Origin of the sequence: Shinella sumterensis, assembly GCF_004514425.2 — a bacterium.
Classification (GTDB): domain Bacteria; phylum Pseudomonadota; class Alphaproteobacteria; order Rhizobiales; family Rhizobiaceae; genus Shinella; species Shinella sumterensis.
The window spans coordinates 91,411-105,237 of sequence record NZ_MYFN02000006.1; the positions used below are offsets into that span (position 1 = coordinate 91,411).

Consider the following 13,827-nt stretch of genomic DNA (forward strand, 5'->3'; position numbering starts at 1 on the left):
GTTGCTTTAAAGCGCCGCCCGGATATCGTCGAGCACGGTGATGATCGTCTGCTTGCGATCGAGGTTGTAGCCCTGCGCGATGGCGATGCGCTCGCCGAGTTGCGACGAAAGTTGGGCAAGGCGGTCGGCGCGGGCGATGTCGCCGGCGAGGGCCGCGGCGCGGGCGCTGTCCGTCACGAAATCCGCCGCGTGCTGGCAGAAGAAGGAGAAGACGGTGTCGCTGTCTTTCGCGGAGAGCACATCGGCCAGCTTGTGCACGTCGCGGCGTGGGGGTTCGGCCGGTCCGTCGACGATGGCGCGGAATGCTTCCACGATGTCGAAACCGCCGTAGTTGACCAGTTTCAGCGCCTCGGAGACGCTGCCATGCGCTGCTTCGATCAGCGCCCCTGCCCGTTCGCCTGATGGAGCGACGCCGAGGCTGTCCAGGGCCGAGACGAGATCCGCATCCGACAACGGCGCAAGCGCCAGCGGCATGCAGCGCGAGCGGATGGTCGGCAGCAGCTTGCCCGGCGCATGGGTCAGGACAAGGAAGAGCGCCCGCTTCGGCGGCTCCTCCAGGATCTTGAGGATGGCGTTGGCGGCGTTGCGGTTGAGATCATCCGCGGGATCGATGATGACGATGCGCCAGTTGCCGGTGCCCGAGGTCTGCGCCAGGAATTTTCCGGCCTTGCGCACCTCGTCCACGGTGATGGCGGATTTCACCTTGCCGCTCTTCTCGTCCACCGGGCGTGTAAGGTGCAGCAGATTGTGGGAGGAGCCGGCCGCCAGCTGACGGGTGATCGGCGAGGCGAGCGAGGGCGCGGCGAGGCTCTCCGGCGCAGCGGACGGATCGGGGTTATGCAGCACGTGGTTGGCGAAGCGGAAGGCGAGCGTCGCCTTGCCGATCCCCTCCGGCCCCTCCATCAGGATGGCGTGATGCCCCTTGCCCGAACGATAGGAGCGCGCAAGGAAATCCTCCGCCTCGGCATGGCCGAAGAGCTTCGTCTGCTCGGCGGGATGGACCGCTCCATCCAGAATGCCCGGGCGCTCGTCGCTCACGAAACCTGCTCCGGATCCTGCCTGCGGGCGGCAGCGATGGGCAGCAACGGCTCGACGATGGCCAGGACGTCCGCGGCAATCGCCTCCTGCGTCCGTGTGGCATCGACGACCCGGCAGCGCAGCGGCTCGCGCTCGGCGATATCGAGAAAGGCCTCGCGCCGCTTCTCGTGCGTCTGCAGCTCTTCCTTTTCGAAACGGTCGGGCTGTTCGTTCGGCCCGGCGGCGCGCTTGCGGGCACGCTCCAGACCCACGGCGGCCGGCAGGTCGAAGATCACCGTACAGTCCGGCACGACGCCATTGACCGCGACCCGCTCCAGCGCCTCGATAAAGGTCTGTTCGAGATTGCCGGTAATGCCCTGGTAGACGCGCGAGGAATCCATGAAGCGATCGCACAGCACGACGCTGCCCGCCGCAAGCGCCGGACGGATGACCTGTTCGACATGATCGCTGCGTGCGGCGGCAAACAGGATCGCCTCCATGCGGATGCCGTACGGTTCGGCAGCGCCGGAAAGAAGGACGTGACGGACGGCCTCCGCCCCCTTCGAGCCACCCGGTTCACGCGTCGTGAGCACCGTCATGCCGCGCGCGCGCAAGGCCTGTGCGAGAAGCTGGATCTGCGTCGACTTTCCGGCGCCCTCGCCGCCTTCGAACGTGACAAACAAACCGGGTGCGGCAGACAAATCCTGTTTCCGTTGCTGTGGCCGCAACGCGGCGTCTTCAGTCGAAATCCGGCAGGGCCGAGATGAATCGGACCACTACTACCCCATGTTTCCGGCAGGCGAAACGCTTTTCGCCCCGCCCTGCCCGCTCATATCCAGAAGAAGAAGAGTTCGACCAACGCATCCAGCGCCCGCGAGCGCAGCGTGCCCACCTCCACTGTTCCCGCCGTCTTCACCGGGACCTCGCGCAAGAGCTGCTTCTCATTGGATATGCGCAGCGTCCCGACGGCCTGTCCCGGCTGGACAGGGGCCCGCAGCGGCCAGGTGTAGACCACGCGGGCGACCAGGCGCTGCGAGTTGTCCTTCGGCAGGAAGACATCGACCTGCTCGCCGGCCACCAGCGGCACCTTGCCGCTTGCCCCACCATAGACGCTCGCATCGGCAATCGTCTCGCCTTCACGGAAGAGCGTACGCCGCTCGAAGGACGACAGCGCCCATTCGATGATCCGGCGCGATTCCTCGATGCGGACCTTGTCGTTCTCCAGCCCGCTCATGGCCAGCAGCAGATGTTTGCCGTCGCGGTTGACCGACGCGACGATGGAATAACCGCCCTCCTCTGAAAAGCCCGTGACAAAGCCGGTCACACCGATATTGAGTGCCAGAAGCGGATTGCGGTTGCGCTGCGCGATCTTGTTCCACGCGAACTCCGGCTCGACAAAATACCCCATCCGCTCGGGATAGGTCGTCTGGAGGTGGCGGGCCAGAACCACCATCTCGCGCATCGTCACCTTGTTGTCGGGGTTCGGCAGGCCGGTGGCATTGGCAAAGACCGAGCGTTCCAGCCCGAGCGCCCTCGCCTCCTTCGTCATGCGCTCGGCAAAGGCGCTTTCCGAACCGGCCAGGCCCTCGGCGAGGATGATGCAGGCATCGTTGGCGAACTGCACGGCAATGCCGCGAATGAGGTCCTCGACGCGGATGTTCGATTTCAGCGCGGCGAACATCGTGGAGGTGCGCGACGGCGCGCCGCCCGTGCGCCAGGCATATTCGCTGACGGGATATTGCGTCTCCAGCGTGGTTTCGCCGGCGGCCAGGGCCTTGAAGACCGTCGCCACGGTCATGAGCTTGGCAAGCGACGCGGCGGGCACGGCCTCGTCTTCCGCCCGCGCGAACAGCACCGTGCCCGTCTCGGCCTCGATGAGGTAGACCTGCTTGGCCTTCACGTCGAAGCCGGCCTGCGGCGCCGCAGACTGGGCGGACGCAAATCCCGGCAGCAAGACGAGGAAAGCGAGGAGAATGAACAGACGATGATGCATGACGACTCCGGATGCCGTCACACTCCCATAGGCCCGCGCCAATCGCAAACGGCTTTGACGGCCGCCACGGGTCAGCCGGCGTTATCGGCGAGTGCGGACAGCGGCGTCAGTTTGCCGTCGATGGTGAGGATTGCGTCGAAGGCGCCCGAAGCGTCGCGCACGCGCTCGTCGGCATAGGCCGCCGCATAGCTCGGATCAGCGGAAAGCTGGGGCGTGAAATTCGGCCGCTCCATCGGCATCGGGCCGATATCGGGCAGCGAAACGAACTGCTCCATCACCTGGAACGGGGTGTTTTCCTGGGCCGCCGTGTTGGCCAGCGCGGTCATGGCACTGCCCGTCGGCGCAGAAAGCGTGCCGGAACCGTCGCTCGGCAGCGAACGACTGTCGGCAGAGGCGACCATCACGCCCGTGGCGATCTGGCCGCCGGGATCGACGGCGGGAACGCGCGAGCCCTTGGTGACATAGGATGCCATGAGATAGGGCATGTCGTTGCCCTCGAGCGGCGCCTTGCCGACATATTGCACGCGGACCTTCGCCGTGCCCGTGCGCTTCATGTCGAGCAGGTCGGCCGTCTTGGAGGACACGTCGATCACGCGTCCCTCATGGAACGGGCCGCGATCGTTGACGCGCACGATGACGGACGTGCCGTTTTCCATGTTCGTGACGCGTGCGTAGCTGGGCAGCGGGAAGGTCGGATGGGCGGCCGACAGGTGGTACTTGTCGTAGACCTCGCCATTGGCCGTGCGGCGGCCATGGAATGCGGAACCGTACCAGGAGGCAAGACCCGTCTTGTTGTAACCGAGCTCTTCCTTGGGCTGGTACCACTTGCCGCGCACCTGATAGGCCTTGCCGACCTGATAGCGGCCGCCGCCCTTGGGAACGGCCTGCCCTTCCTCCACGACGCGCGGGCTTGCCTTCACGCCATATTCGGATTCGGAGAAGAACTCCTTGCTGCGGGGCTTCTTCTTGGTCGGTGCCGACGTCGTCGCGCAGGCAGCGAGGCCGGCGCATACAAGCGGAATCGCGATGAACCTGAGGGCCGTGCCAAATCGGTTCACAGTGTTCTTGATGTCTTTATGTCCCACGCCGCTATTGTCCCCGACGGTGTGCCAGCCTAACCCTGCCCCTGCAAGTCGACCGTCAATGCCACTCAGTAAATAACAGTGCGTTAATCATGCCAGCAACGTGGCGAAATTGCGAGCAAACGCCAAACTCCGGTCCAGCTTCCGCGAATTATGGTTTATGCATGGTTAATATTGATGGAGGCGGCACGCGCGGATACGCTGGGAAGCAGCGCCAAAAGCACCGGTAAACCGCATCAATGCGGTCGGGAAGAACGATGTTCTGAAGCCTTCGCCGGTGGTCGGAGTGGAGAGATTCGAACTCCCGACCCTCTGGTCCCAAACCAGATGCGCTACCAGACTGCGCTACACTCCGTCCGTCCCGGCGATGGGGAGATACACGCATCCGGTCTTTGCCGCAACAGCAAACGGTTGTTTTCGTGCGCTTGTGGATGAATTGCCCAGAGCTACTTCGCCTTAGGGCTGCTTCGCCTTGCGCATCGATTCCACGAGTTCGTTCTGAATGCGGTTGCCCGTGCGGATGCCGAGGCGTTTGACCGTGCCGCCGTTGAGCTCCAGCACAAAGTCGATCGGGCCCCTGGAATCGATGATCGATTCGGAATGGGGCTCGGCATTTTCCTTGATCGCGGTAATCTTGCCGTCCTTGGCGATGAACAGCATGTCGAGCGGAATATAGGTGTTCTTCATCCACATGAAGACCTGACGCGTTTCGCCGAAAGCAAAGAGCATACCGTGATCGGGCGCCATCTCGCGGCGGTGCATCAGCCCTTGCTCGCGCTGGCGCGGCGTTACGGCAAGCTCCACCGTGAAGGCATGGCTGCGGCCGTCGCGGGTGACGATGGTCAGCGATTGGGTATCGAATGTCTCAGCGGCGGAAGCACCGAAAGACGTGAGGAAAAAGAATGCCGCGAAAAACCCGGCCAGACGTACAAGGCCTGCCATTCGCGCGCCGACCGCCATCAATGCGGCCTGTTGCCCGCGACCGGGAGATCCGGATGGATTTCGGCTGCCATCAGGCCTTTTTCGCCGTCGCCAAAGCGCACCAGCACGACCTGGCCCGGCCGCAGCTCCGTCAGGCCAAAGCGGCGCAGGGTCTCCATGTGAATGAAGATGTCCTCGGTGCCTTCGCCGCGCGTCAGGAAGCCGAAGCCCTTGGTTCGGTTGAACCATTTTACCAGCACGCGCTCGAGCCCGCTGGACGGCGTGACCTGCACGTGGGTGCGAACCGGCGGCATCTGCGAGGGATGGACCGCCGTGGACTGATCCATGGACAGGATGCGGAAAGCCTGGTGGCCACGCTCACGCTTCTGCACGAGCGCGACGACGCGCGTGCCTTCCAGAACCGTCTGATAGCCATCGCGGCGTAAACAGGTAACGTGCAGCAGGATGTCCTGCATGCCGTTGTCGGGCACGATGAAGCCGAACCCCTTGGCGACATCGAACCACTTGATGACCCCGGTGATCTCGATCAGATCAACGGCGTCATTGCTCTGGTCATCACGCGTCGTGATTTCCTTTGAAGACACCCTGTCTGCCATGACCTGCCAGCCCCTCGTTTACGCGTCACATGAGTTACGGTTAACTGATTCTTGAGAATAAGAATAACATTGTCCCGATGCGACTGCGCAAGCCCCCTTGAAACTTTTGCCGGCTGCATTGGTAGCCTTCAAGGCTTGCCTCAAGCTGACAAAACCATAACCTTCCGCTTGATTCCGGGTTCAGAGGATATTTTCATGCGTTATCTTCACACGATGGTTCGCGTCAAAGACGTCGACCAGTCCCTTCACTTCTACTGCACGCTCTTCGGCCTTGAGGAGGTTCGCCGGTACGAGAACGAGAAGGGCCGCTTCACGCTGATCTTTCTGGCCGCCCCTGGGGATGTCGAGGCGGCGCGCGCGAACGCCGCACCCTGCCTCGAACTCACCTATAACTGGGACACCGAGGATTATGCCGGTGGCCGCAATTTCGGCCACCTCGCCTACGAGGTCGACGATATCTATGCCGTCTGCCAGAAGCTGATGGACAACGGCGTCGTCATCAACCGCCCGCCGCGTGACGGCCACATGGCGTTCGTGCGCTCGCCGGACGGCATTTCCATCGAGATCCTGCAGAAGGGCGAGAACCTTGCGCCTGCCGAACCCTGGGCCTCGATGCAGAACACCGGCAGCTGGTAATTCGCCCGCAACGCAAGCCCCGGGCAAACCCCGGGCTCTAGGGTGAACGTGACAAATCATCGTTTCGCCGTATTCGGCCAGGATTTCTTGCTTTCCTGGCCGTTCTTCAAGCGTAACGCGGCGATTCGGGCCTTTGTTCGGCCGGATTGCGCTCGTTTGCGCTCACGGCACCCGGCGCTCCGGCCTTTACACCATCGGCTCAAGCGCTAACATCGCGGCAATCGCAGCGTGGCCTCACGGCTTCATCGACTGCGGTTGCGACTGTTTGAAGAATTGGCCTTTCCGGCGGCAAGACCGGAGGCCCGAACGTCGAAAGCGGGGGAAAGCCTTTGCAGGACATGCAAGGAAAGTGGCCCGGCCTCAAGACGCTGCGGTATGGATTGCTGCTGGCCGTCTCGGTCGCCACACTCTCGGGCTGCGTTTCCGCAGTCTCTACAGATTTGCGCGCGGACAATGCGACCGCCCGGGCCAAGGACGATGCCGTCGCCGCGAGCGGCGAGGAAACGACCACGCCTGTCGTCGCCGAAACGGCGTCTGCCGAGGCCTCCGCCGATGCGGCGACGACCGGCCAGCAAACGGAAAAGGCCGAGATGGCCGGCCTCGTCATGCAGCCCGCGTCGCTCGATGCCAACAAGGCCAGCATCTACTCCAATGGCGGCCAGGTGACCCCGTCGGGCGCGGCCTATGCTGCCGAGAGGACCGGCACCAATCCGGCAACGACAAGCCTCTATTCCACAGGTGCTGCGCAGACGACCGAGGCGGATGGCCGCCTGCCGGTCGAGGACATGCCGCAGGTGGGCGCGTCCGTGCAGCCGTCGGCTGATGGCGAGCAGGCGCTCGCCCTGCCGGAGACGGGACCGATCCCGAAGACGGCACGCTCGGCGCTCGTTGCGGAAACGCAAAACGCCAATCCCGCGGAACTGGCGATTGCCGCCCAGGACGGTGAGAACACCCTCGGCGCGACTGTCGGAAGCGTGCCGGAAACGCAGACCGGACAGCGCAAGCAGGTCACCCTCGCCTCGCTCTTCGCCAACAAGCGGGATGCGGCGAAAGACGATTTCAACGGCGAGCGCTTCGCTACGCGAGAGCGGCGGGTGTTGAACCGCGACACCGCGGGCTCCACGCAGAAGGCGTCGCTGGGGACCCTGCCCGGCGTTTCCACCGCCAATGCGATGTTCTCCACAAACCATTCGGAATCCGATGAGGTCGAAGACGACGCACCGCAGTTCAAGGAAGTGGCCTCGCTCGCCGGCCTTGCGCGCCTCGCGCCGAACGGACTGTGGCTGCAGACCGAGAAGGTGAAGACGGGTTGCTTCAAGCCGGAGCTGCTGCAGGTTCTCAAGAACATCGAACACCATTACGACAAGCCCATCATCGTCACGTCCGGCCTGCGCGACGTGAAGGTGAACCGGGCGAAACAATCGCTGCACACGCGTTGCGAAGCCGCCGATATCCAGATTGCCGGCGTGAGCAAATGGGAGCTCGCCGAATATCTACGCAGCATGCCCGGCCGCGGCGGCGTGGGCACCTATTGCCATACGGAATCGGTGCATATCGATATCGGACCGGAGCGCGACTGGAACTGGCGCTGCCGCCGCAAGTAGCCGGACTTCAGCCGTAAATATCTGGGAAACTTCAGTTTTCCAAATGTTGAGGCCGCCCTTGAGGCGGCCTTTCATTTTTTTGTCACAACGGCTTTTTCCCGCTTGCGGAACCGAAAACGCCCTTCTATAAGACGCCCACCGCACGCGCCCTTCGTCTATCGGTTAGGACGTCAGATTTTCATTCTGAAAAGAGGGGTTCGACTCCCCTAGGGCGTGCCACGGTCCCTCTCCCCCAGGTCACGATCGTTATCGCGCAATCATCCGAACCCGTTCGTTCGGCATTGAAAAAGTTGCGACTTACGGCATTTTTCATCTTGCGCATCCGGCCGGTCCTGATTAGAAGACGCCCACCGCACGCGCCCTTCGTCTATCGGTTAGGACGTCAGATTTTCATTCTGAAAAGAGGGGTTCGACTCCCCTAGGGCGTGCCACGGTTCTCTCCCCTCGAATGCTTTTATACGCCCGCCACCGGTGCCGATGGGCACTCTGTTTGCGGGCAAGAAAAATAGAAAAATCCTGCATTTAGGGCTTGCACGAATCCGCTGCCCTGATTAGAAGACGCCCACCGCACGCGCCCTTCGTCTATCGGTTAGGACGTCAGATTTTCATTCTGAAAAGAGGGGTTCGACTCCCCTAGGGCGTGCCACGGTTCTTTCCCCTGTTCAGACAAACAGCCGCGCTCAGAATGCCTTTGCCGCATCGAGAATGCGAAACTGTATGCGCCTGTTGCCCTGCCAGCTGTCGGCGGAAAGCGTGCCGGCGAAATGCACCGCCTGACCGCGTTCCTTCATCAGGAAGAGGCCGAGATCGGCTTCGGCCGCGCGAAACGCCATGGCGTCGAGACGGCCACCGTCCGGCCCTTCCAGGCTGACGCGCAGGTGGTTGGCACCCACGGGCCGCACATCGCGCACACGGTGCGCCGGCAAGGCGAAGATCGGCTGCGGATGGCCGGAACCATAGGGGCCCGCCTGCTCAAGCTGATCGGCAAGCGCGAGCGTCGCACCGCTGGCGCTGAGCGCCCCGTCGATCTTCAACGTTTCCACCGCCACGAGGTCGCGCACGACACGCTCGGCGCGCTCCTCGAAGAAGCTGCGCAGCCGGCCGAGGTTGGCGCGCTCCACCGTGAGGCCGGCCGCCATGGCATGGCCGCCACCCTTGACGAGAATGCCCTCATCCACCGCGGCACGCACCATGCGGCCGAGGTCGAACCCGCTGATCGAGCGGCCCGAGCCGGTGCCCTTGCCGGAAGGATCGAAGGCGATGGCAAAGGCCGGCCGCCGGAAACGATCCTTGAGACGGGAGGCCAGCAGGCCGACGACGCCGGGATGCCAGCCCTCGCGGGCCGTGATGATGATGGAAGCGTTCTCGCCTGTGCCGTATTCTGCCTGCGCCTCGGCTTCCGCCTCCGCCAGCATGACCGCCTCCATCGCCTGGCGCTCGCGGTTGAGTTCGTCCAGTTGCCGGGCGATGCGCTCGGCCTCTCCGGGCTCTTCCATGGTGAGAAGCCGGCTGCCGAGCGCCGCGTCGCCGATGCGCCCGCCGGCATTGATGCGCGGCCCGACGAGGAAGCCGAGGTGATAGGGCGTCACGGGGCCACCGATGCCTGCCTGCTTGAGCAACGCCGTCAATCCCGCATTGCCGAGATGACGGGCGGCGACGAGGCCTTTTACGACATAGGCGCGGTTCAGGCCCTTGAGCGGCACGACATCGCACACCGTCGACAGCGCGACGATATCGAGCATGGACAGGAGATCGATCGTGCCGGCGCGGGCATCGCCGCGCGTGCGCAGGAGCCGTTGCAGGGCCACGAGCACGAGAAACACGACGCCGGCGGCCGACAGATGCCCCTGCCCCGAAAGATCGTCCTCACGGTTCGGATTGACCAGGGCAAGCGCGGGCGGAAGGTCCACGCCGACCTGATGGTGATCGATCACCACAACATCAACGCCGCGTTCGCGCGCCACGGCAAGCGATTCGTGGCTGGTGGAGCCGCAATCAACCGTGACGATCAGTTGCGCACCGCGCTCGATCAACTGGCCGATCGCCGCCGGATTGGGCCCATAGCCTTCGAAGATCCGGTCGGGAATGTAGATTTCGGCCTCGACGCCGAAATGCGCGAGGAAACGATAAAGCAGTGCAGATGACGATGCGCCATCGACATCGTAATCGCCGAAGATGGCCACGCGCTCGCGGTTTGCGATAGCGCGCGCCAGCCGCTCGGTGGCCGCTTCGCAGTCCATCAGGCTGTAGGGTTCCGGCATCAGCCGGCGCAATGTCGGATCCAGAAATTCGAGCGCGTTTTCGAACGGCACGCCCCGCCCGGCAAGCACCCGGGAAATCAGGTCGGGCAGCCCGTGGGTCTGGCTCATCGCCAGCGCGCGGTTCTCTCCCGCCTGATCGAGCCGCGCCATCCAGCGCTGCCCGGTCGCGGAGCGCTCGACGCCGAGAAAGGCGCGGGGGACGGGATCGGCGTTTTCCAACATGCTCATCGCGACTCCGGTCGTTTTACCCCCTGCATCCGAAGGCCGTCCCTCATCCGGCCCGTCGGCCGCCCTCCACGCGCGAGCGCGAAGAGGTCAGGATGAACGGCCGATCCGCGCCGCGATACCGTCAGCGCGAATCACGCCGTCTTGGGACGCTCGATGCGAATCACCTGCGGCTCGCCGACCAGGTATCCCTCTGCCTTGATGGACGCCACCGCCTTGCGGACGGAATCCTCCATCGTCGCATGGGTCACGAGGATGATGGTCTTCGGATCCGTCGATTCGGCCGTGGACTGGGCACGCTGTACGATGGATTCGAGCGAGATGCCGTTTTCCGCCATATGCTTGGCAATGCTGGCGAAGACGCCGGTGCGGTCCTCGACCGAGAGGCGGATGAAGTAGCCGCCGTGATGCTTGCGGATCTGCGCGCGCTTGTACGGTGCTAGTGCCGCAGCCGGACGGCCGAGCGCGGGAACGGTCTGCGCACCGGGACGGCTCTTTGCGATATCGGCGATATCGCCCAGCACCGCGGAGGCCGTGGCGTTGCCGCCCGCCCCCGGACCGACCATCAGCAGCTCACCGAGGATGTCCGATTCGATCGCTACCGCATTCGTCACGCCGTCCACCTGCGCGATCACGCTGTCGAGCGGCACCATGGTCGGATGCACGCGCTGCTCCACGCCCGTATCGGTCCGCTGCGCAACACCCAGAAGCTTGATGCGATAGCCGAGATCGGCCGCCGCGCGGATGTCGTCGATGGAGATGTTGGTGATGCCCTCGAGATAGATGTCATCGGCCGCGATCTTCGTGCCGAAGGCGAGCGTCGTCAGGATCGAGAGCTTGTGAGCGGTGTCGTTGCCTTCGATGTCGAAGGCCGGATCGGCTTCGGCATAGCCAAGGCGCTGGGCTTCCTTGAGGCACACCTCGAAGGACAGGCCTTCCTTCTCCATCTTGGTCAGGATGTAGTTGCAGGTGCCGTTCATGATGCCGTAGACGCGCGAGATCGTATTGCCCGTCAGCGATTCCCTGAGCGCCTTGATGACCGGAATGCCGCCCGCGACTGCCGCCTCATAGTTGAGGATGCAACCGTTTTTTTCGGCGATGGCGGCAAGCTCGACGCCATGGGCGGCGAGCAGAGCCTTGTTCGCGGTGACGACGTGCACGCCGCGCGACAGCGCCGCCTTTACCGCTGCGAGTGCCGGATCGCCGGCCCCGCCCATCAGCTCGACGAAGACGTCGATGGTCGCATCGCGCGCCATGGCGGCCGGGTCGTCGAACCATTCGGCGGCGGACAGATCGACTCCACGGTCGCGGCCCTTGGTGCGGGCTGTCACTGCAACGATCTCGATCGGCCGGCCGCACGTCGTGGTGAGCATATCCCTGCGTTCGACGAGAATCTTCGCGAGCGAGGCACCAACGGTCCCCAAGCCCGCAATGCCGATCTTCAGGGCATCAGCCATGGTCATGTCCTAACGTTTTGGAAGAGACCCTCCGCAGGCCGCGGAGGGTGGATTTCAGCGATGGGCGTTGAGCGAGATGACGTTGTGCATCGTCTCGTCGGCCGTCGACAGGAACTTCTTGATGTTGCGCGCCGCCTGGCGGATGCGGTGTTCGTTCTCGACGAGCGCGAGGCGAACATAATCGTCCCCCATCTCGCCGAAGCCGACGCCCGGGGCGACCGCGACATCCGCCTTTTCGACGAGCAGCTTGGAGAATTCCAGCGAGCCGAGATGGCGGAACTTTTCCGGGATCTTCGCCCAGGCGAACATGGTGGCCGCCGGCGGCGGAACCTCGAAGCCGGCCTTGCCGAACGTGTCGACCATCACATCGCGACGACGCTTGTAGACGTTGCGCACTTCGGCGATGTCGGAGCCGTCGCCGTTCAGCGCGTGCGTGGCCGCGACCTGGATCGGCGTGAAGGCGCCGTAATCGAGGTAGGACTTCACGCGCGTCAGCGCGGCGATCAGCCGCTCGTTGCCGACGGCAAAGCCCATGCGCCAGCCGGGCATGGAGAAGGTCTTGGACATGGAGGTGAACTCCACCGTCACGTCCATGGCGCCTGGCACTTCCAGAACGGACGGCGGCGGCGCGCTGTCGTCGAAGTAGATTTCGGAATAGGCCAGGTCGGACAGCACGATGATGTCGTGTTTGCGCGCGAACGCGATGACATCCTTGTAGAAATCGAGCGTGGCCACATGCGCCGTCGGGTTCGACGGGTAGTTGATGATCAGCGCCAGCGGCTTCGGGATCGAGTGGCGCACGGCGCGCTCGAGCGGCGGGAAGAAGCTTTCGTCGGGTTCGACGGACATGGAGCGGATGACGCCGCCCGCCATCAGGAAACCGAAGGCGTGGATCGGATAGGTCGGGTTCGGGCAGAGAATCACGTCGCCGGGCGCCGTGATCGCCTGCGCCATATTGGCGAAGCCTTCCTTGGAGCCGAGCGTGGCGACGACCTGCGTCTCCGGGTTCAGCTTCACGCCGAAGCGGCGCGCATAATAGGCGGCCTGCGCGCGGCGAAGGCCCGGAATGCCCTTGGAGGAGGAGTAGCGATGGGTGCGCGGGTCCTGGACGACTTCGCAGAGCTTGTCGACAATCGCCTTGGGGGTCGGCAGGTCCGGATTGCCCATGCCAAGGTCGATGATGTCGGCGCCACCCGCTCGCGCGCTTGCTTTCAAACGGTTGACCTGTTCGAAAACATATGGCGGCAGACGCCGGACCTTGTGAAACTCTTCCATCTTCAACCCCGTTGGGCGCGGCGCCCTATCCCGGCTTGGCCGGAGCAAACCCCGCGCGATTCGATCAACCGGCGCTACTGCACCGTCTGCGCGTCACAATCGGCGCGCAGACGGTGCAGTAGCATTTCAATTGCCGCATAATTTTGTCCTTGGATCGTGCCCGGTTCAAGGAATCATGCAGCGGCGAAAACGTTCGAAATGAACACGCTTCGCCCGCGCCGGCGGCCCTTCGACCGCCTTTCGCTTTGCTGCCAAACGGCAAGAAACGCAAGCGTTAATTCGTGCCTTCGATCTCCGAAAGCGTTGCCTTGCCGTGGTTCTCGCGCAGCGCCTGCAATTCGGCGAGCTGGCGACGGTATTCCGCATCGGAAATCTGGCCGGCGCTGCGCCGTTTCGCGAGCGCCGCCAGGCTCTCGCCGTTGGCGGCCGCCTGCTCGTCGCTCATCTGCTGCGTCTCCGCGCTGACGATGGCGGTGATATCCGGATAGACGTCCGCGCGGTTGGCACCGGCATTGACCGAGGGATCCCGCGGCGTCGAGCTGCAGGAACCGAAAGCCACCGGCAGGGCGGCCATGAGAAGGACGACGCTCAAGCGCCTGAATTCGAACGCCATATGGCTGTATGCTCCTGTCGAAACGACGGGTTCCGGATCGTGCCGCGAAAGGCTGTCTGGCCCTTGTAATCTGTTTCGCAGAGAATGTAAAAATGCAAAACGAGACAATAAAATCGGGAGGAAAGC

12 protein-coding genes and 4 tRNA genes are annotated in these 13,827 nt (G+C 63.7%); 5 read left to right on the forward strand and 11 right to left on the reverse strand.

Translation table 11 applies throughout. From position 1 onward, the window contains the following. Positions 1-6: 6 nt before the first annotated feature. The 7 genes from B5M41_RS13090 to B5M41_RS13120 all read right to left on the reverse strand — a co-directional run bounded on the left by B5M41_RS13090 (position 7) and on the right by B5M41_RS13120 (position 5,630). Positions 7-1,038 carry a DNA polymerase III subunit delta' gene (locus B5M41_RS13090; protein ID WP_134649189.1) on the reverse strand — a complete coding sequence of 344 codons (1,032 nt, stop codon included), beginning with the start codon at positions 1,036-1,038 and terminating at the stop codon, positions 7-9. After that, positions 1,035-1,718 (reverse strand): dTMP kinase, encoded by a 684-nt coding sequence (tmk, locus tag B5M41_RS13095; RefSeq protein ID WP_160872280.1) that lies wholly within the window; start codon positions 1,716-1,718, stop codon positions 1,035-1,037. The genes B5M41_RS13090 and tmk overlap by 4 nt, the downstream gene beginning before the upstream one ends. A gap of 128 nt (positions 1,719-1,846) precedes the next feature. Further along, a complete protein-coding gene (locus B5M41_RS13100) occupies positions 1,847-3,010 on the reverse strand; it encodes a D-alanyl-D-alanine carboxypeptidase family protein (RefSeq protein ID WP_134649187.1) in 1,164 nt (387 codons plus the stop codon). A gap of 71 nt (positions 3,011-3,081) precedes the next feature. Next, a complete protein-coding gene (locus tag B5M41_RS27030) occupies positions 3,082-4,080 on the reverse strand; it encodes a septal ring lytic transglycosylase RlpA family protein (protein ID WP_160872310.1) in 999 nt (332 codons plus the stop codon). 290 nt (positions 4,081-4,370) lie between these two features. After that, positions 4,371-4,447: transfer RNA gene (locus B5M41_RS13110), tRNA-Pro, on the reverse strand. A 101-nt stretch (positions 4,448-4,548) separates the two neighbouring features. Then, complete coding sequence (locus tag B5M41_RS13115) at positions 4,549-5,034, reverse strand: DUF192 domain-containing protein (RefSeq protein WP_134649185.1); 486 nt, start codon at positions 5,032-5,034, stop codon at positions 4,549-4,551. 17 nt (positions 5,035-5,051) lie between these two features. Further along, complete coding sequence (locus tag B5M41_RS13120) at positions 5,052-5,630, reverse strand: cold-shock protein (protein ID WP_134649184.1); 579 nt, start codon at positions 5,628-5,630, stop codon at positions 5,052-5,054. A gap of 195 nt (positions 5,631-5,825) precedes the next feature. Between B5M41_RS13120 and B5M41_RS13125 the strand changes: the two genes are divergently transcribed. From B5M41_RS13125 to B5M41_RS13145, 5 genes are all read left to right on the forward strand, one after another. Beyond that, the gene (locus tag B5M41_RS13125; RefSeq protein ID WP_134649183.1) at positions 5,826-6,266 is read left to right on the forward strand and encodes a VOC family protein; all 441 of its coding nucleotides are present in this window, start codon (positions 5,826-5,828) and stop codon (positions 6,264-6,266) included. Between the two features lie 338 nt (positions 6,267-6,604). Further along, a complete protein-coding gene (locus B5M41_RS13130) occupies positions 6,605-7,870 on the forward strand; it encodes a YcbK family protein (protein ID WP_134649182.1) in 1,266 nt (421 codons plus the stop codon). A 144-nt stretch (positions 7,871-8,014) separates the two neighbouring features. Then, positions 8,015-8,089, forward strand: a tRNA-Glu gene (locus tag B5M41_RS13135). 137 nt (positions 8,090-8,226) lie between these two features. Beyond that, positions 8,227-8,301, forward strand: a tRNA-Glu gene (locus tag B5M41_RS13140). A gap of 140 nt (positions 8,302-8,441) precedes the next feature. Beyond that, positions 8,442-8,516, forward strand: a tRNA-Glu gene (locus tag B5M41_RS13145). Between the two features lie 34 nt (positions 8,517-8,550). Here the strand turns inward: B5M41_RS13145 and recJ are convergent. The 4 genes from recJ to B5M41_RS13165 all read right to left on the reverse strand — a co-directional run bounded on the left by recJ (position 8,551) and on the right by B5M41_RS13165 (position 13,701). Next, the gene (gene recJ / locus B5M41_RS13150) at positions 8,551-10,353 is read right to left on the reverse strand and encodes a single-stranded-DNA-specific exonuclease RecJ (RefSeq protein WP_167719071.1); all 1,803 of its coding nucleotides are present in this window, start codon (positions 10,351-10,353) and stop codon (positions 8,551-8,553) included. 137 nt (positions 10,354-10,490) lie between these two features. Continuing rightward, complete coding sequence (locus B5M41_RS13155) at positions 10,491-11,813, reverse strand: homoserine dehydrogenase (RefSeq protein WP_134649180.1); 1,323 nt, start codon at positions 11,811-11,813, stop codon at positions 10,491-10,493. Positions 11,814-11,867: 54 nt separating this feature from the next. Next, complete coding sequence (locus B5M41_RS13160; RefSeq protein ID WP_134649179.1) at positions 11,868-13,088, reverse strand: LL-diaminopimelate aminotransferase; 1,221 nt, start codon at positions 13,086-13,088, stop codon at positions 11,868-11,870. Between the two features lie 274 nt (positions 13,089-13,362). Further along, entirely contained in the window at positions 13,363-13,701 is a 339-nt protein-coding gene (locus tag B5M41_RS13165; RefSeq protein WP_134649178.1) for a hypothetical protein, read from the reverse strand. Positions 13,702-13,827 lie beyond the last annotated feature (126 nt).